The 17,615-nt window shown below is 74.7% G+C and carries 16 protein-coding genes; 7 read left to right on the top strand and 9 right to left on the bottom strand.

Annotation, left to right across the window (positions count from 1 at the left end; genetic code table 11):
• Positions 1-55: 55 nt before the first annotated feature.
• Complete coding sequence (locus OG711_RS17425; protein ID WP_329559700.1) at positions 56-2,161, bottom strand: HelD family protein; 2,106 nt, start codon at positions 2,159-2,161, stop codon at positions 56-58.
• A gap of 207 nt (positions 2,162-2,368) precedes the next feature.
• Between OG711_RS17425 and OG711_RS17420 the strand changes: the two genes are divergently transcribed.
• From OG711_RS17420 to OG711_RS17410, 3 genes are all read left to right on the top strand, one after another.
• Positions 2,369-2,761 carry an ArsR/SmtB family transcription factor gene (locus OG711_RS17420; RefSeq protein WP_266509255.1) on the top strand — a complete coding sequence of 131 codons (393 nt, stop codon included), beginning with the start codon at positions 2,369-2,371 and terminating at the stop codon, positions 2,759-2,761.
• Entirely contained in the window at positions 2,758-3,270 is a 513-nt protein-coding gene (locus tag OG711_RS17415; protein ID WP_073783490.1) for an SRPBCC family protein, read from the top strand. The genes OG711_RS17420 and OG711_RS17415 overlap by 4 nt, the downstream gene beginning before the upstream one ends.
• Positions 3,271-3,374: 104 nt before the next feature.
• A complete protein-coding gene (locus tag OG711_RS17410) occupies positions 3,375-3,572 on the top strand; it encodes a hypothetical protein (RefSeq protein ID WP_073783492.1) in 198 nt (65 codons plus the stop codon).
• A 19-nt stretch (positions 3,573-3,591) separates the two neighbouring features.
• Here the strand turns inward: OG711_RS17410 and OG711_RS17405 are convergent, their stop codons facing one another.
• Together OG711_RS17405 and OG711_RS17400 are read right to left on the bottom strand one after the other, a co-directional pair.
• A complete protein-coding gene (locus OG711_RS17405) occupies positions 3,592-5,256 on the bottom strand; it encodes a DNA repair helicase XPB (protein ID WP_073783494.1) in 1,665 nt (554 codons plus the stop codon).
• Between the two features lie 157 nt (positions 5,257-5,413).
• On the bottom strand, positions 5,414-7,981 hold the full coding sequence (locus tag OG711_RS17400; protein ID WP_266509248.1) for a helicase-associated domain-containing protein: 2,568 nt from the start codon (positions 7,979-7,981) through the stop codon (positions 5,414-5,416).
• A 1,039-nt stretch (positions 7,982-9,020) separates the two neighbouring features.
• On the opposite strand from OG711_RS17400, the gene OG711_RS17395 reads away from it, so the two are divergent.
• Both OG711_RS17395 and OG711_RS17390 read left to right on the top strand, forming a co-directional pair.
• Positions 9,021-10,337, top strand: a complete 1,317-nt coding sequence (locus OG711_RS17395; RefSeq protein WP_329559699.1) for a hypothetical protein — start codon at positions 9,021-9,023, stop codon at positions 10,335-10,337.
• Positions 10,338-10,509: 172 nt separating this feature from the next.
• Positions 10,510-11,043: a hypothetical protein gene (locus OG711_RS17390; protein ID WP_329559698.1), complete on the top strand. Its 534-nt coding sequence runs from the start codon at positions 10,510-10,512 to the stop codon at positions 11,041-11,043.
• 147 nt (positions 11,044-11,190) lie between these two features.
• Here OG711_RS17390 and OG711_RS17385 read toward each other — a convergent pair whose 3' ends face one another.
• The 3 genes from OG711_RS17385 to OG711_RS17375 form a co-directional block, all read right to left on the bottom strand.
• On the bottom strand, positions 11,191-12,036 hold the full coding sequence (locus OG711_RS17385) for an ABC transporter ATP-binding protein (RefSeq protein ID WP_385917668.1): 846 nt from the start codon (positions 12,034-12,036) through the stop codon (positions 11,191-11,193).
• Positions 12,037-12,044: 8 nt separating this feature from the next.
• A complete protein-coding gene (locus OG711_RS17380) occupies positions 12,045-13,058 on the bottom strand; it encodes a FecCD family ABC transporter permease (RefSeq protein WP_329563873.1) in 1,014 nt (337 codons plus the stop codon).
• Positions 13,059-13,212: 154 nt separating this feature from the next.
• Positions 13,213-14,205, bottom strand: a complete 993-nt coding sequence (locus OG711_RS17375; RefSeq protein ID WP_073783502.1) for a FecCD family ABC transporter permease — start codon at positions 14,203-14,205, stop codon at positions 13,213-13,215.
• Between the two features lie 268 nt (positions 14,206-14,473).
• Between OG711_RS17375 and OG711_RS17370 the strand changes: the two genes are divergently transcribed.
• Positions 14,474-15,043 carry an HAD family hydrolase gene (locus OG711_RS17370; RefSeq protein WP_405673654.1) on the top strand — a complete coding sequence of 190 codons (570 nt, stop codon included), beginning with the start codon at positions 14,474-14,476 and terminating at the stop codon, positions 15,041-15,043.
• Positions 15,044-15,147: 104 nt separating this feature from the next.
• Here OG711_RS17370 and OG711_RS17365 read toward each other — a convergent pair whose 3' ends face one another.
• A complete protein-coding gene (locus OG711_RS17365; RefSeq protein WP_073783504.1) occupies positions 15,148-15,405 on the bottom strand; it encodes a hypothetical protein in 258 nt (85 codons plus the stop codon).
• 200 nt (positions 15,406-15,605) lie between these two features.
• Here OG711_RS17365 and OG711_RS17360 point away from each other — a divergent pair, with 200 nt between their 5' ends.
• Positions 15,606-15,989, top strand: coding sequence for a cold-shock protein (locus OG711_RS17360; protein WP_073783505.1), 384 nt, complete (start codon positions 15,606-15,608; stop codon positions 15,987-15,989).
• 22 nt (positions 15,990-16,011) lie between these two features.
• Here the strand turns inward: OG711_RS17360 and OG711_RS17355 are convergent, their stop codons facing one another.
• Together OG711_RS17355 and OG711_RS17350 are read right to left on the bottom strand one after the other, a co-directional pair.
• On the bottom strand, positions 16,012-16,884 hold the full coding sequence (locus OG711_RS17355; protein ID WP_329559697.1) for a 1,4-dihydroxy-6-naphthoate synthase: 873 nt from the start codon (positions 16,882-16,884) through the stop codon (positions 16,012-16,014).
• On the bottom strand, positions 16,881-17,612 hold the full coding sequence (locus OG711_RS17350; protein WP_329559696.1) for a futalosine hydrolase: 732 nt from the start codon (positions 17,610-17,612) through the stop codon (positions 16,881-16,883). Before OG711_RS17350 ends, OG711_RS17355 begins: the two co-directional genes overlap by 4 nt.
• Positions 17,613-17,615 lie beyond the last annotated feature (3 nt).

The raw sequence follows: 17,615 nt of genomic DNA, 5'->3' as shown, positions 1-17,615 counted from the left end.
CCCCCGAGCGGCCGGGTCCGGCTCCCCTGACCGGATCGGGCCGGACCGGGCCGGGTCAGCCCAGCGTGTCCGGCAGCGGCCTCGCGTGGAGGACCGTCAGGCCGGAGACCGCGCGGGTCAGCGCCACGTACAGGCGCCGCAGGCCCGTCCGCTCGTCCGGCTCGCCGCCGACCACCGCGGCCGGCTCGTCGAGGACCACGAAGTCGTACTCCAGACCCTTCGCCAGGGACGCCGGGACAAGGGTGAGCCGCGTCCCCGGACCCGTCTCCTCGCCCGGCGCGAGATACGGCGTCCCCGCCGCGTCCAGCGCCGCCGCCAGCGCGGGAATCCGCGCGTCCGCCGCGATCAGCCCCGTCGACCCCGCGTGCTCCAGCGCCCGCGCGCACGCCGCGAGCACCGCCCCGGTCAGCTCCTCCTGAGGGACCTCCCGCACCACCAGCGACCCCGGCGCCTCCCGCACCGACTCGACCGCCGCCAGCCCGGGGGCGATCGACGGCAGCAGCCGTGACGCGTACGCGATGACCTCGCGCGGCACCCGGAACCCGGCCGTGAGCTCCTCCACCACCGCGTCCTCCTTGCCCAGATGCCGCAGCGCCTCGGACCAGCGCGGGGTCGCCCACGGAGTCGTGCCCTGCGCGAGGTCGCCGAGGACCGTCGCCGAGCCCGTCGAGCAGCGCCGCCCCACCGCCCGGTACTGCATCGGGGACAGGTCCTGCGCCTCGTCCAGGACCACATGCCCCAGCGACTGCGTCCGCTCGACCAGGTCCCGCGCCTCGTCCACCAGCACCGCGTCCGCCGCCGACCAGCGCGCCGAGCGCACCCCGCGCGCGGGCCGCTCCCACAGCACGGCCCGCTGCTCCTCCCCGCTCAGCAGCCCCTCGGCGTGCTCCGCCAGGAACTCCGCGTCGGACAGCAGCCGCAGCACCAGCTTCGCCGGGTCGACCGGCGGCCACACCTCCTTGACCAGCGCCTTCACCGCCCGGTCCCGGGCCACCGCGTCCTGCACCCGGTCGTCGGGCGCCTCGCCCGACTGCTCCATCCGCACCAGCACCGCGTGCGCGATCCGCTGCGGCAGCGCCTCCCGCGCGGCGCCGTACCGCAGGCCGCGGGCCCGCAGCTCGTCCACCATCGCGGTCAGCTCGTCGGCCGGGACCCGCCACCGCCGGGAGCCGCGTACGACCACCACCGGCCCGGCCGGCGCCGACACATACGAGCGCAGGGCCCGGCTCAGCACCTCGGCCATCCGGGCGTCGCCCTTCACCAGCGCGGCGGCCGGGCCGTCCGTCGCCCTGACCTCGACATGCGCGACCAGGTCCGCCACCGTCGCCTGCCGCACCCGCAGCTCGCCCAGCGCGGGCAGCACCTGCTCGATGTACTGGAGGAACGACCGGTTCGGGCCGATCACCAGCGTCCCGGTGCGCGCGAGGCGCTCGCGGTGCGCGTACAGCAGATACGCGACCCGGTGCAGTCCCACCGCCGTCTTCCCGGTGCCGGGACCGCCCTGGACGCACACCGTGCCGGACAGCCCGCCGCGCACGATCTCGTCCTGCTCCGGCTGGATCGTCGCCACGATGTCCCGCATCGGCCCGACGCGCGGCCGTTCGATCTCCCGCTGGAGCAGCGCGCTGGTACGGGACTCCTCGGCGGGGTCGGACAGCCGCTCGTCCTCGTACGCGGTGAGGTCGCCGCCCGTGTAGCCGAAGCGGCGGCGCAGCCCGATGTCCATCGGGTCCTTCTTCGACGCCCGGTAGAACGCCTGGGACACCCGCGCCCGCCAGTCGATCACCATCGGGTCGCCCGCGGCGTCGTGCACATGGCGCCGCCCCACGTAGAACACCTCACCGGCACCGGCACCGGCACCCGGGTCGGCGTCGGGGTCGTCCGCCGTCCCCGGGGCGCGCAGGAAGTCCAGCCTGCCGAAGAACAGGGGCGTGTGCGCGAGGTCCGCGAGTGCCTTGATCCGCAGCTCGATCTGGTGCTGGAGCGCCGCCGCGTTGACCCAGTTCGCGGTGACGTCCTTGATGTCGAGGGACTCGACGTCGTCCCGCATACCGCGCAGGGCCGCCCGGGAGGCGGCGAGATGCGCCCGCTCCAGGGCGAGGGGGTCCGGGGACCCGGTGGCGGCGGGGGGCGGGACGGACTCGGGGGGCGTGCTGGACACGGATGCGGCCTTCCGGACGGTGTGCGGTTCGGTGAGGGGGCCGTCCGGTTTCCGGCCGGAGGGCGGCACTCCGCGCGGGAGGCGGGCAGGAGCGGAGATCCTAGGCGAGGGCGGTCGCCGGGCGCCAACGGGTTTCTCTCCTCCGGAGCGTACGTTTCTCCGTCCAGGTGGGGACGAATGCGTAACCTGTGGGTTACGCTTCCCGGCATGGACGATGTGGCCGTGGCGCTGGCCGATCCGGTACGGCGGGAGATCCTGATGATGCTGCGGGCCCGGCCCCTGCCCGTCGGGGAGATCGCACGCCCCTTCCCGATCAGCCGCCCGGCGATAAGCCGTCATCTGCGGGTGCTCCGGGAGAGCGGACTGGTCCGTGACGAGCCCGTCGGACGGCGGCGCCTGTACACCCTCACCCCCGAACCGCTGGGCGAACTCGCCGGCTGGATCGCCCGGCTGAGCGCCCCGGCCGGCTGGGAGCACCACCTCGACGCCCTGGAGACCGAGGTCCACCGCACCCGCAGGGAACGCGCGACGGGCACCGCCGGACCCGCCGCGGGCCCCGCACCGCACACAGGTCACGAACGCACGGAGGACACCGCATGACACCGCAGCCCACCGGTCGCCTGTTCCGCAGCGCCGACGGCGACGAGCTGATCCTCACCCGCACCTTCCGGGCACCCGTCGAGGACGTCTGGGCGAGCGTGACCGACCCCGAGCGCACCGCCCGCTGGTTCGGCCCCTGGGAGGGACAAGGCGCACCCGGCCGCACGGTCCGGGTACGACTCGCGTTCGAGGAGGGGGAACCCTGGTCCGAGGTACGGATCGACGCCTGTGAACCGCCCCGGCGGCTGGTGGTCACCACCCAGGACGACTACGGCTCCTGGCGGCTGGAGATCCGCCTGACCGGGACGGACGACGGGCACACCCGGCTCGCGCTGGTGCACCACCTCACCGGCACCGAGGGCCTCGGCGAGGTCGGACCGGGCTGGGAGTACTACCTGGACCGGCTGGTCACGTCCCGTGACGGCGGGGACCTGCCGGAGTTCGAGGCGTACTACCCGGCGCAGAAGGCGTACTTCGAGGGACTGACCCCGCTCCCCCCTGAGGACTAGGGGACGGTCCCAGGGTCGCCGTCCGTCGCTGGTCGTAGAGCGGCGCGCGCGGGTTCCGCCCTCCGGCAGATGTGCCCGGCGTGCGGAAAACCGACACTGGAGGTATGAGCAGCACGGCATTCACCCCAGGTCCTGTCCGTACCGCGAGGCCCGGCTCCACCGCCCTGAGCGGCGCCCACCGGGCGCACCCGCTGGGTGACGCCCTGCGGGCCGTCAAGGTCTTCGTCTCCACGGCGTTCGGCGTCGCGGTGCTCGGGGAGTACACGGAGGAGGCGGGCGTCCGCACGGCCCGCCACCACTGACCCCGGCCCGCCGATCCCCCTACTCCGGCTGTTCCGCCGCCGACGGATCGCTCAGCAGGTCGTCCGCGTCGACGATGCGGTACGCGTACCCCTGCTCCGCCAGGAACCGCTGGCGGTGCGCCGCGAAGTCCTGGTCGATGGTGTCGCGGGCCACGACCGAGTAGAAGCGGGCCTCGTGCCCGTCCGCCTTCGGCCGCAGCACCCGGCCCAGCCGCTGGGCCTCCTCCTGACGGGACCCGAAGGTGCCCGACACCTGGATGGCGACCGTCGCCTCCGGCAGGTCGATCGAGAAGTTCGCCACCTTCGACACCACCAGCACCGACAGCTCACCCGCCCGGAACGCGTCGAACAGCTTCTCCCGCTGCGCGTTCGAGGTCTCGCCCTTGATCACCGGGGCGTCCAGATGCTCCCCCAGCTCGTCCAGCTGGTCGATGTACTGGCCGATCACCAGGGTCTGCTCCCCCCGGTGCTTGCGGACCAGCGCCTCCGTCACCTTCCGCTTCGTCGCGGTCGTCGCGCAGTAGCGGTACTTCTCCTCCGCCTCGGCGGTCGCGTACGCCAGCCGCTCCGCCCCGGTGAGATTGACCCGCACCTCCACGCAGTCGGCGGGCGCGATGTAGCCCTGCGCCTCGATCTCCTTCCACGGCGCGTCGAACCGCTTGGGCCCGATCAGCGAGAAGACGTCCGACTCACGGCCGTCCTCCCGGACCAGGGTCGCGGTCAGCCCGAGTCTGCGCCGGGCCTGGAGATCGGCGGTGAACTTGAAGACGGGCGCGGGCAGCAGATGCACCTCGTCGTAAATGACGAGCCCCCAGTCCCGGGAGTCGAACAGCTCCAGATGCGGGTAGACGCCCTTCCGCCGGGTCGTCAGCACCTGGTACGTGGCGATGGTGACCGGGCGGATCTCCTTGCGGGTGCCGCTGTACTCGCCGATCTCCTCCTCGGTGAGCGAGGTCCGGCGCACCAGCTCGTGCTTCCACTGCCGGGCGGAGACGGTGTTCGTGACGAGGATCAGCGTGGTCGCCTTGGCCTCGGCCATCGCCCCGGCCCCGACCAGCGTCTTGCCCGCGCCGCACGGCAGCACGACGACCCCGGAACCGCCGTGCCAGAACCCCTCCACGGCCTGGCGCTGATAGGGCCGCAGCGCCCAGCCGTCCTCGGCCAGCTCGATCGGGTGGGCCTCCCCGTCCACGTACCCGGCGAGGTCCTCGGCGGGCCAGCCGAGCCGCAGCAGCGTCTGCTTGATCTGCCCGCGCTCCGAGGGGTGCACGGCGACGGTGTCCGCGTCGATCCGGATGCCCACCAGCGGGGCGATCCGCTTGGACCGCAGGATCTCCTCCAGCACCGGCCGGTCGGTGCTGGAGAGCACCAGTCCGTGCGCGGGATGCTTGCTCAGGGTGAGCCGCCCGTAGCGGTCCATCGTCTCGGCGATGTCGACCAGCAGCGCGTGCGGCACCGGATAGCGGCTGTACTCCACCAGCGCGTCGACCACCTGCTCGGCGTCGTGTCCGGCGGCCCGCGCGTTCCACAGCCCCAGCGGCGTGAGCCGGTAGGTGTGGATGTGCTCGGGCGCGCGCTCCAGCTCCGCGAAGGGCGCGATGACGCGCCGGCAGGCGTCGGCCAGCTCGTGGTCGACCTCCAGGAGCAGGGTCTTGTCGGACTGGACGATCAGGGGTCCGTTCACGCGCGTCCCTTTCTGCGGTGCGGTCGTGCGGCGGGGCCCACGGGGGTGTGCCGGGCCCGGCGGACCGCGTGGCGGCCCTCGCGGCCAAACATCCAGTGTGCCTCACCGGCCGCGCACGGTGGCCGGGACCGCCCGCCGCCGGGGGCCGCCGGGTCCCTCAGCCCTCGCCCTCCGCGAGTTCCGCGACCCCGGTGACCCGGTGCAGGGGGTAGGTCCGGACCTCGTCGGCGGTGTGGTCGTACGCGGTGACGAAGCCGCCCTCCACCCGGATCGGGGCGATCACCCGCTGGCTGGCGGCGCCCTCCGCGTTCACATAGCCGATCCAGAGGGCCTCACCGGTCATCACCGCCGCCTGGACGGTGGCCAGGGTCTCGGCCGCGCTGGTCCTCGGGAGATCGCCGGACTGCTCGGGCGCGGCCTTGCGGGGCACCGTCGCGGCCAGGTCCCCGGCCCGCACCGCGCGCACCGCGGCCCGCAGCAGGACGTCGTCGGGGCGCGGGGGACCGTCGTGGACCGGTTCGGGCGGGGTACGGGGGCCCGTGCGGTACGCGTGGGCCCGGGCGATCATGACATCGCCCTCGGGGGTCTCGGCGGCCGGTGCGAAGCCCATCGTGCGCAGCACCTCCAGCAGCGACCCGGGGTCGGCCTGCGCGGCGAGCACGGTCGGGGCGAGCCGGCGCAGCCGCAGGGAGTCGGCGCGGCGGTCCGCGAGGATCTCGTCCAGCGTGCTCTCGTCGTCGCAGCGGACGTAGGCCGAGGCGGCCCCGATCCGCAGCTGCCCATGGCGGCGGGCGACATCGTCGATCAGATACGTGAGGGGCTGCGGGACGGGGGTCCGGGAACGGGCGGCGAGGAACGCGTGGAGATCGCTCGCGGTACGCCCGGCGTCCAGGGCCCGGCGGACCGACCCCGGGGTGAAGCGGTACACGGTGGCCCCGCCCTTGGACTCGACGTCCGCGAGGACGGCGAGGGTCTCCGCGAGCGGCCGTTCCAGCGGGCCGGGGGCGACGGCGGTGAGGTCGGCCTGGAGCAGGACATGGTCCAGGGGGCGCGGGAGCAGCGGCGCGAGCCGTTCGGCGGCCCTTGTGGCGGCCCGTGCGAGCCGGTCGGCGGACGGGGCGTCCGGGTCGTCGCCGATGTCGGCGAGGAGCGTGCGGCCCGGGGCGGACAGGGCGCCCCGGCCGGTGATACCGAGCAGTTCCGCCTCCGCGAGGGTCCAGCGGGCGAGTCTGCTGCGCAGGTCGCCGTACCGCTCGCCCTCGGGGACGGGGGCCCCGTACACGGGCGGGCCGTACGCGGGCGTCCCGTACGCGGGGGCGGCGGCGGCGCCTCCCGACGCGCCCGCGCCCGCACCCGGGGTGCCGGGGTGGACCGGGCGCTCCCAGCGGAGCCGGGCCAGCACGGTGTCGGGGTCCGGCGCGGCGCCCTCGGGCAGACCGGCGAGCAGGCTGAGCACCCGCAGCCGCACCCGGGGCGCGGCGGAGCGGTCCAGCCCCGGGCCGAGCGCCGCCAGCGCGCGGTCCTTGGCGTCCCGGCCGCCGACGAGTCCCGGGGTGCGGGTCGTGGCGAGCCAGGTGGTGACCAGCACGGCCCAGCGGTCGGCGGGGGCCAGCTCGCGCCATCCGTCGTAGGCGGGGGTCGCCGCGTACCGCTCGTCGGTGCGGCCGTCGGAGGCGATCAGCCCGGCGCTGTGGGCGAGTTCCACCCAGAACGCGGCGACGGGATCCGGGAGGTCCAGCGCGACTGCGGTCCGCTTGAGGTCACGGACGCTGAGGCCGCCCGAGCGCAGCACCGAAGGACCGCCCTCGTCCCAGTCCGTGAGCAGTTCCTCGACGGTCGACAGCGCGGTGTACGCCTGCCCGGCGGCCGTCGCGTCCACCACCTGGGGCCGGTGACCGGTCCGTTCGGTGACGGCGGGCGGCAGCGGTTCGGGGACGCGGTGCGCGCGTCCGGCCCGCAGGTACAGGGCCACCTCGCGGGGCAGGACGACCGTGCCCGGGGTGGTCGGCAGCAGCAGTCCCCGGTCCAGCAGCCAGCGCAGCCGGGGCGCCGGATCGGCGTTGACCTGCCCGTACGGCGGCCCCCAGACCAGCCGGTCCAGCACCTCCAGGGAATCGGCGGGGGCCTGCGCGAGGAGTGCGGCCATCCGGTCGCGGTTCCCGAACAGGGCCCCGAGCGCGGCGACCGCCGACACGGAGTCGTGCGTGTTCGGCAGCCCGGCCGTCGTCACGATCGTCTGGACGCGGCCCGGCGACATCCCCGCGACGGTCTCCGTCACGCTCGGACCGAGGCCGGTGGGGGAGGGCTGGGACGGACCGGGGGCCAGGAGCTCGCGTGCGGTGCGGACCAGGCGCAGCCGCCGGTCGTCCCCCCACAGCAGCGCCTGCTCGCGCAGCCGGGCGACCGCCGCGGGCAGCGCGGCGGTCACCTCCGGGTCCTCGTCGTCCCCGGCCATCAGCCGGAGCAGGTCGTCGTACGAGGCGGGGTCCGGGGCCACGCACAGGGCTTCGGCGGCCTGCTGGGTGAAGCGGTCGAGTCTCTCCAGGGCGCGCAGGACGCTGGCGCGGGTCCCCGCGCGGGTGGCGAGCTGGGTGAGGTCGCCGGGGACGGGGCTCAGGAGGTCGGGGCGTGCCCGCAGGAGGGCCGCGAGGGCGGTGTCGTCCCGGGTGCGGAGCGCTTCTGCGAGGGACCTTGGCGGTTGGCTTACGGGTGACGTGCCGCTCATCCGGCTCACGGTACGACACGGGGGGCTCCCCGGCTCACTCCTGGCCGTACTTGGCCCCGTGCGGGTCGCCTTCGCTCGCGCTTCTGAGGTCTGTCCGGCGGGGCCCAATTGTCCTCGTGCGGGTCGTCCGGTGGGTGCGCAGTTCCCCGCGCCCCTGGGTCTGTCCGGCTGGGCGCACTTGTTCCTGTGCCGTCGCTCGTGGGTTGCGCAGTTCCCCGCGCCCCTGAGGTGCTGCCCTGTTGCGGTCGCTCTTCGGGTGCGGGTCTGCCCTCGTCTTTGCGCGGTTCCCCGCGGGTCGCCTTCGCTCGCGCGCCGGGGTTGCCTGTGGTGGACGAACTTGTCCCGTGCGGGTCGTCCGGTGGGTGCGCAGTTCCCCGCGCCCCTTTGGGGCGCCCGCCTGGGGCTGTCGTCCGGCTGCGGACTCTCATCGACCGGGGTCGGGGTTCAAACCCCCTCCTCTCGCAGGCGCTCGGCTGCGTAAGGGGGTGGGCGGGAATCTCTGCTCGCAGACTCCGATGCTTCGGTGGAGCAACTGGACGTCGTACCGAGCGTGTCGGATCGAGGACGGAGAATCCCGACCGGCACCGACCCGAAGAACCGGCCGGACGCGCCCCGAAGGGGCGCGGGGAACTGCGCGAAAACGACGAACGACGGCACAGGAACAAGTGCGCCCAGCCGGACAGACCCAGGGGCGCGAGGAACCGCGCACCTACGGACGACCCGTACAGGAACAAGTGCGCCCAGCACAGGCAACCCCGGGGCGAGAGCGAAGGCGACCCGCGGGGAACTGCGCGAAATCCACGAGCGACGGCACAGGAACAAGTGCGCCCACCCGGACAGACCTCAAAAGCGCGAGCGAAGGCGACCCGTACGGGAACAAGTGCGGCCCGCCGGACGGACCTCAGAAGCGCAAGCGAAGGCGGTACCCTTTGGGGCCCAGGACCAAGCCGCGCGGCGACCCGCGCGACACCACCGAGCACCCGCACAGGATCACGTAGGCCCAGGCACGAGAACCTGGCGGCGCGAGCGAAGGCGACCCGTGGGGATTGAGAGCGACCAGCTCGTCTTCGACTATCTGAGTCGGGTGGGCGATCTGGCACAGCAGCGGCAACTGCCGTCGGCCGCGCGCATGCGCCTCGTCTCCGGGCTGCGGGAGGAGATCGACCGGCGGCGGGCGAAGACCCCGGTCGACACCCCCGCGTCCGTACGCCGCATCCTCAACCGCCTCGGCGACCCGACCGAACTGGTCACCCAGGCGGGCGCGATGACGGCGGACCGGACCCGGCCGGACGCCCCGCCCCCCGTGGGCACCCCCGTCGCCGTCCCCGAACAGCGCACCCCCGAAACCCCCCACGCACCCGCGCCCCCCACCGACCCCCCGGGCGTGCCGGTACCCCCGGCCGACGCGCCCGGCCCGCACCCGGCCCGGTCCGACGCCCCCGGCCCGCACCCACCCTGGTCCGATGCCCCCGGCCCGCCCACGGCACCGCCCGACGCGACGCGTCCAGCCACGGCTCCGCCCGACGCGCCCCCCGGGCACGGGCCCCGTACCCCCGCGGACCTCACCAAGTCCCCCGGTCCCCCGAAGCCCCGCGGGCTTCGCCGTCTCGTCCCGCGGCCCCGGTCCCGTACCAGCGGCCCTGCGGCGCCCGTGGAGGGCGGACCCGGCAACGGTGTCGCGCCACGCCCGCCGTCGCCCCCGCATCTGGCGGGGCTGGAGGAACTGGGCGAGTCCGCGGAGCAGCAGGACTGGTGGCGGGTGGAGACCGGGACGGGGCTCAGCGACCATGTGCCCGGCTTCGTCGGCGGCATCGAGATCCCCGAGATACTGAAACCCCCGCCCAGCGACGACGAGGACGAGGACGAGGAGGACGGGGACGGCACCGGGGACGAGGAGGAGCGGCCCGGCGGCCCCGGGCGCAGGTTCCTGCGGCGGGCCCTGGCCCTGCGCCGGCCCCCCGCGAAGGCCGCCGCGCCTGCCGTGGAAGGCGGCTCGCGTCATCTGGGCCGCGCCCTGCTCACCGGGTGGTCCAACCCCCTGCTGCTGATCGCCGCCGCGCTCCTCGTGACCGGCGCGGTCATCGGCAACCCGCTCGCGCTCGGCGCGGGCTGGGTGATCGCCTGGGCGTCCCGGCGGCTCAGCCCGACCGAGTCCAAGTTCGCCGTGCTGTGGCTGCCGGGTCTCGCGCTCTCCGGGGGCGTGGTGTGGCTGTGGGGCCGGGTCGACGGCCGGTGGGGCGACCCCGTCGCCGACGGACAGCTGACCACCGCGATCGAGGGCACCTGGCCCTGGGTGCTGCGCGCCGCCGCGTTCGCCACCGCGCTGTACCTGGTGTGGCGCTCCCAGCGGAGGTGACCGCCCCGGGCCGCACCGCCCCAGCGCGGTCACCTCGGGCCGCACCGACCTGGGCCGACCCGCGCCCCATCACCCCGCCCCACCCCGCGCCGCCCCTGGCGTTCACGCTCCCGTCACCGGCAGTACGGGGTGAGTTGGGGACCCCGTAGCGGGGGAGAGGGAACGTTCGACCATGGGGACCGACTTTGACCCGGCAGCCGCCGCGCGTGGTCCCCGGACCGCGCGGCTGCTCGGGTCGGCGCTGTGCGCGCCGCTGACGGCCGCGGGTGGCTGGCTGTTCGGCACCGGGCTGGTCCGTGACCGTCCGGCGGGGAGCTGCGGTGCCTACGGGGAACCGCTGTGCACCCGGGACGACTTCACGGCCGCGGTCTCCGAGGTCGGCTGGGCGCTGCTGTTCAGCTTCGGCGGTATCGCGCTGTGGCTGCTCGCGCTCGCCGTCGGACTGGGCCAGGCGACCGACGCGACGGACGGCCGTCCGCTGGTGGCGTCCGACTGGCCGGTGTTCCTCGCCGCGGTCACCCTCGCGCTGTGCGGCGCGGCCTTCGCGGGCGGCGCCTTCCACGGTGCTCCGCTGTGGCCGGCCGCCGTCACCGCGTCGCTCACCGTCCTCCTCGCCACCCGTCGCCCGGCACACCCGGCACCCGGCGCCAGGACCCCGCCCCCGGACCCGTCGCCGGAACCGCCCACGGACCCGGCGACGGGCTGAACCGGCCGGGCGCGATGCACCGGCCGGGCGCGATGCACCGGCCGGGCGCGATGCACCGGCCGGGCGCGATGCACCGGCCGGGCGCGATGCACTGCCCGGACGGGCTGAACCGGCCGGACGGGTGCCGCGGCGCGTCGGACGTCCGGCTCAGGCTCCCGCGGGCTGCCAGGGGAGGCCGGGGACGATCAGGGGGGAACCCGTCACCGGGTCGGGGACGACGACGCAGTCGAGGCCGAACACGTCCCGTACCAGTTCGGCGGTGACGACCTCGGAGGGCGGGCCCTCCGCGACGATCCGGCCGTCCTTCATCGCCACCAGGTGGTCCGCGTACCGGGCGGCCTGGTTGAGGTCGTGCAGGACCACCACGACGGTGCGGCCCCGGTCGTGGTTGAGCTGGCGGACCAGGTCCAGCACCTCCACCTGGTGGGAGATGTCGAGATAGGTGGTCGGCTCGTCCAGCAGGAGGAGTTCCGTCTCCTGGGCGAGCGCCATGGCGATCCACACCCGCTGGCGCTGCCCGCCGGACAGCTCGTCCACCGGACGCTCCGCGAGGGCCGTGACATCGGTGCGGTCCATCGCCTCCGTCACCGCCCGCTCGTCCGCCTCGGACCACTGCTGCCACCACCGCTGGTGCGGCTGGCGGCCGCGGCCCACCAGATCCGCGACGGTGATCGCCTCGGGCGCCACCGGGGTCTGCGGGAGCAGCCCGATCTGCTGGGCGATCCGCTTGGTCGGCAGGGTCGCGAGGGCCGCGCCGTCGAGGAGCACCGCGCCGCCGCGCGGCTTCAGCAGCCGTCCGAGCGCCCGCAGGGTGGTCGACTTGCCGCACGCGTTGGGGCCGACGATCACCGTGACCGCGCCGTCGGGGACCGCGAGGTCGAGCGAGTGGACGACGGTGCGGTCGTCGTAGGCGAGGGTCAGTTCGCTGGCGCGCAGCCGCGACCCGTCCGGTATCGGGGTGTCCCCGTGCGCCGGGGCCGCCTTGCTGGTCAGTGCCTTGCTCACGCGGTACCTCCACTGCGGCTGCGGATGATGAGCCAGATCAGGTAGGGCGCCCCGACGGCCGCCGTGAGGACGCCCACCGGGAGTTCGGTCGGGGAGAACATCCGCCGCGCCAGCAGGTCCGCGAGGACCACGATCACGGCGCCGAGCAGCGCCGACGACAGCAGCGGGATCTGCGCGGTGCGGGTGAGCCTGCGGGCGACCTGCGGGGCGAGCAGCGCCACGAAGTCGACGGGCCCGGCGGCCCCGGTCGCCACCGACGCGAGGACGACCCCGAGGGCGACGAGCCCGAGCCGGACCCGGCCGAGGCGCACCCCGAGGGCGGTCGCCGTGTCGTCGTCGACGCCGACCCGGCGCTGGGCGTGCGCGGCCCACACCACGGCGGGCAGCAGCACCAGCAGCGTCCAGCCGAGCGGGGCGGCCTCGGTCCAGCCCCGGCCGTTGAGCGAGCCGGTCATCCACACCTGGGCCTGCTGGGCCACCAGATGGTCGCCCTTGGTGAGGAACAGCGAGGTCACCGAGCGCAGGGCGACGGCGATCCCGATACCGATGAGCACGAACCGGGTGGCGTGCAGTCCGCCGCGCCAGGCGAAGACGTAGACGAGCGCGGCGGCGACGATGCCGCCCGCGACACCGATGTACGGCAAAACGGCGAACGAGCCGATGCCGAAGGTCATCGCGCCGACGGTGACGGCGGCGGCGCCCTGGCTCACCCCGATGATGTCGGGGCTGGCGAGCGGGTTGCGGGCCACGGTCTGGATCAGCGCCCCGGCGACCCCGAAGGCGGCGCCCACCAGCAGCCCCACCACCAGCCGCGGGGCGCGCAGGGTGCCCACGACGAGCTCCGCCGACGACGGCTGCCCGGTCAGGACGCGCAGCACCTCGCCCGGCGGTACGAACGACTCACCGACGCACAGATAGGCGACGCTCGCCGCGGCGAGCAGCAGCGTCAGTCCGGTGACGGCGACCGAGGTCCGCCGGTGCAGCAGGAACGACGCCGTCCCGAACCGCAGGGGGGTGTATCCGGCGGGCCGGGAGCCCCGCGCGGCGGGGACCTCGCCGAGCGGGACGGGCGGGGACGGGACCTGGCCGGTGGCGGGTCCGTCCGCGGTGCGGGACCTCACGGGCGTACCGCCCGCACTGCCGCGCCGGGCCTGACGGGGACGGTCACGCGGCTACCGCCTTTCTGCGGACGAGGGTGATCAGGAACGGGACGCCGATCAGGGCCGTCATCACTCCGGCGGGGACCTCGCTCGGGGGGAACACGATCCGGCCCACGGTGTCGGCGACGAGCAGCATGGTCGGGCCGATCAGCGCGGACATCGCCAGCAGCCAGCGGTGGTCGCCGCCGACGATCGCGCGGGCCATGTGCGGGACGGCGAGCCCGACGAACGCGATGGGTCCGGCCGCCGCGACCCCCGCGCCGGTGAGGACGGTCGCGCCGAGGCCGCCCACGATCCGTACCGTCGCGACCTTCTGGCCGAGGCCCTTCGCCATGTCCTCGCCGAGCGCCAGGGCGTCCAGGCCACGGGCCACGGACACCACCAGGAGCGCCCCGGCGAGCAGGAACGGCCAGATCTGGTGGACCAGTTCGGCGTCCCGTCCGGAGAGCGAGCCGACCTGCCAGAACCGGAACTCGTCCATCGCGGCGGCCCGGGTCGTGAGGACCGCGGTCAGTACGGAGACGAGCAGCGCGTTGATCGCGGCGCCGCCCAGCGCGAGTTTGATCGGGGTGGCACCGCCCCGGCCCCGGGCCGCGATCGCGTAGACGGCGACGGCGGCGGCACCCGCGCCGGCGAACGCGAACCAGACATAGCCGTGCAGGCTGTGGACGCCCGCGAAGGCGATGGCGAACACCACCCCGACGGACGCGCCCTGGCTGACACCGAGGATGCCGGGGTCGGCGATCGGGTTGCGGGTGATGCCCTGCATCGCGGCGCCGGCCAGCGCGAGACCCGCGCCGACCATCACCGCGATGACGGTGCGCGGCACCCGCAGGCCCCGGACCACCACGGCGTCCTCGCTGGTCCCGCCGTTGAGCAGGGCGTCGAACACCACGGACGGGGCGATCGCGCGTGATCCCACGGCGAGGCTGAGCAGTATCGCGAGCAGCAGCGCCACCACGGCCGCCAGCATCGCGACGGTACGTCTGACCGGCATCGGCTGGCGCTCCCCGTGGCACGAAGGTTGGTAAGGCTTGGCTAAGTGTATGCGGGAGATCCGGCCATGGGTGATCACGGTGCCCGTGATACGTCTCCCGCGCGCGACGGGTGGTCCGGGCCGCGCACCGGATGTCCGCCGTTCCCCGGACCCGGGCACAATGGCTGTTGTGACGCCCGCTACGCAACCCGCAGGAAATCCGTCCCCGCCGCCGAGGGGGAACGGCCCGGCCGGCGGCCCCGCGCTCGTCGTCGGATTCGACCTCGATATGACATTGATCGACTCCCGGCCCGGTATCAAGGCCTGTTATGACGCGCTCGCGGCCGAGACGGGTGTTCCCATCGACACCGAACTGGTGGTCAGCAGACTGGGACCGCCGCTCGTCGACGAACTGGTGAACTGGTTTCCCGCCGAACACGTCGCGGAAATGGCCGATCGCTACCGGGCGATGTATCCGGCGATCGCGATCGCGCCGACCCGGGAGATGCCGGGCGCCCGGGAGGCCGTCGCCGCGGTCCGGGCGGCCGGGGGCCGGGCCGTCGTCGTCACCGCCAAGTACGGGCCGAACGCCACGCTCCACCTCGCCCATCTCGGGATCGAGGCGGAGGTCGTCGGGGACCTCTGGGCGGAGGGCAAGGCGAGCGCCCTGCGCGAGCGCCGCGCCTCGGTGTACGTGGGCGACCACGTCGGGGACGTCCGGGGGGCCCGCGCCGCGGGCGCCCTCGCGGTGGCCGTCACCACCGGACCCTGCGCCGAGGCGGAGCTGCGGGAGGCCGGGGCGGACGTGATCCTCCCCGACCTCACGGCCTTCACCCCCTGGCTGGCCACCCACCTCTGACCCGCCCGGTCGCGGAACACACCGGCGCCACCCGCCGGCGGGGCGACCGGAACACCCCGGGGACGGCGGGTTCCGGCCAGACTCGTGGCACCGGACCGCCGGAATCAGCCCCCCGCGGCAGCGCCTCGCGCCTGCGCCCGCTGTGCCGCGATCGACCGCAGCAGCCCGGCCCCGGAGATCGCGAAACCGACCCCCATCAGCATGCTCAGCCAGAACATATAGGTCGGGAACGGGGTCGTCCCGAGAAACAGCGGTGCCACCGTGACCACAGTGGCCACCGCACCGAGGATGAAGACGATCGCACCGGCCCGGATCAGTCCCTCGCCCGGTGCCGCGGAATTCGCTTGGGTTTTGTCGCGCACCCCACCAGGGTAGTTCCCAGCGCGAAGGAACAACGCGGGACCGTCCTGTCAGCGACCCACCGACCCATAGGCTTGGCCCCGGCGGGTCGGAGTGGCCCGCCGCACCACGGCCCAAGGCCCTATCCAGAGCCGCTTTCCCGATTTTCCCAGTGCCGTCCCCAGACGGGACGGATCGACGAGTACGAGGACGAGGACTTCACGTGCCTACCGGCAAGGTCAAGTGGTTCAACAGTGAGAAGGGCTTCGGCTTTCTCTCCCGCGACGACGGCGGTGACGTCTTCGTCCACTCCTCCGTACTGCCCGACGGCGTCGACGCCCTCAAGCCCGGCCAGCGCGTCGAGTTCGGCGTCGTGGCGGGCCAGCGCGGCGACCAGGCCCTGTCGGTGACGGTGCTGGACCCGACCCCGTCCGTGGCCGCCGCCCAGCGCCGCAAGCCCGACGAGCTGGCGTCCATCGTCCAGGACCTCACGACGCTCCTGGAGAACATCACGCCCAGCCTGGAGAAGGGCCGCTACCCCGACAAGGCCGCCGGCAAGCAGATCGCCGGACTGCTGCGCGCGGTCGCCGACCAGCTCGACGTGTAGCCGCGCCCCGCCCGGCCACCGGTCAGGGGAAGGCCAGGGCCCCGGGGCCGAGGGGCGGTACGAGTCCCTCGGCCGCCGCCCGGGTCAGCAGCCCCCGCACCGCCGCGTACCCCTCGTCACCAAGGTCGGCGGTGAACTCGTTCACGTACAGCCCGATGTGCTGGTCCGCGACGGCCGGGTCCATCTCCTGGGCGTGCGCGAGGACATACGGCCGGGACACCTCCGGGTCGTCCCACGCGGCCCGGACCGAGGCCCGGGTGGCGTCGGCGAGCCGGGCCAGCAGCGGGGCGCCCAGCGAACGCCTGGCGATGATCGCGCCCAGCGGGATCGGCAGCCCGGTCGTGGACTCCCAGTGCTCGCCCATGTCCGCGAGCCGGTGCAGCCCGTACGCCTGGTACGTGAAGCGGGCCTCGTGGATCACCAGGCCCGCGTCGACCTTCCCGTCCCGCACGGCCGGCATGATCTCGTCGAACGGCAGCACCACGACCCGGCCGACCCCGCCGGGCACCCGCTCCGCCGCCCACAGCCGGAACAGCAGATACGCCGTCGAACGCTCGCTCGGCACCGCGACCGTCCGCCCGGTCAGGTCCAGCCCCGGCTCCCGGCTCAGCACCAGCGGCCCGCAGCCCCGGCCCAGCGCCCCGCCGCACGGCAGCAGCACGTAGTCGTCGAGCACCCACGGCAGCACCGCGTACGACACCTTCAGCACGTCGTACGTGCCCTGCCGCGCCCAGCCGTTGGTGAGGTCGATGTCCGCGAACGTCACGTCGAGCGCGGGCGCGCCGGGCAGCCGTCCATGGGCCCAGGCGTCGAAGACGAACGTGTCGTTGGGGCAGGGCGAGTAGGCGATGCGCAGCGCGTCACCGGTGGCCGGTGCTTCGTCGGGGGTCGTCATACCTCTCGCCAACTCTCCAGGACCGTCGCGCATTTCCCGAACCCGCCGGTCAGCTCCGCGAGCGCGGCGCCGATCCGCCAGCCGTCCCGGTCACGGGGGCCCACCGGGTTGGACACCGCGCGGATCTCCAGCACCGGGACGCCGTGCGCGGCGGCGGCCTCGGCCACCCCGAACCCCTCCATCGCCTCGGCGAGCACCCCCGGGTGCCGCGCGCGCAGCACCCCGGCGCGGGCGGCGGAACCTGTCACCGTCGACACGGTGAGCACCGTCCCCGCCGCGCAGCCCAGCGCGTCCGCCACCTCGCGCACCAGTCCCGGTGGCGGCGTATGGGTGACGGTGCCGAAGCCCAGCGCGGTGACCGGCAGGAACCCGTCCGCGTCCGTACCGGACTCGGCGCCCAGGTCCGCGACGGTGACCGCGTCCGCGACCACCAGCGAGCCCACCGGGGCGAGCGGCTCGAAACCGCCCGCGATCCCGGCACAGACCACCAGCCCGTACGGTGTCCCGCCGAGCGCGGCGGCGGTCAGCGCACCCGCCGTGGCCGCCGCGGCGGCGGCCGGGCCGACCCCCGCCGCGAGCAGGTCCCAGCGGGCGCCCGCCGTGGTGATCCGCCGCAGCTCGGCCCCCGGCAGCCGGATCTCCCGCTGCTCGGGCAGGAACGCGAGCGCCACCGCGTCCCGCTCGGCGGGGACCGCGGTGACGACGAGGAGACGCGCGGGCGCTGTCACGGG

The organism is Streptomyces uncialis (assembly GCF_036250755.1).
Taxonomy (GTDB): Bacteria; Actinomycetota; Actinomycetes; order Streptomycetales; family Streptomycetaceae; genus Streptomyces; species Streptomyces uncialis.
Note: the sequence above shows the minus strand (reverse complement) of the source record. Positions and strands in the feature narration are given on the sequence as shown.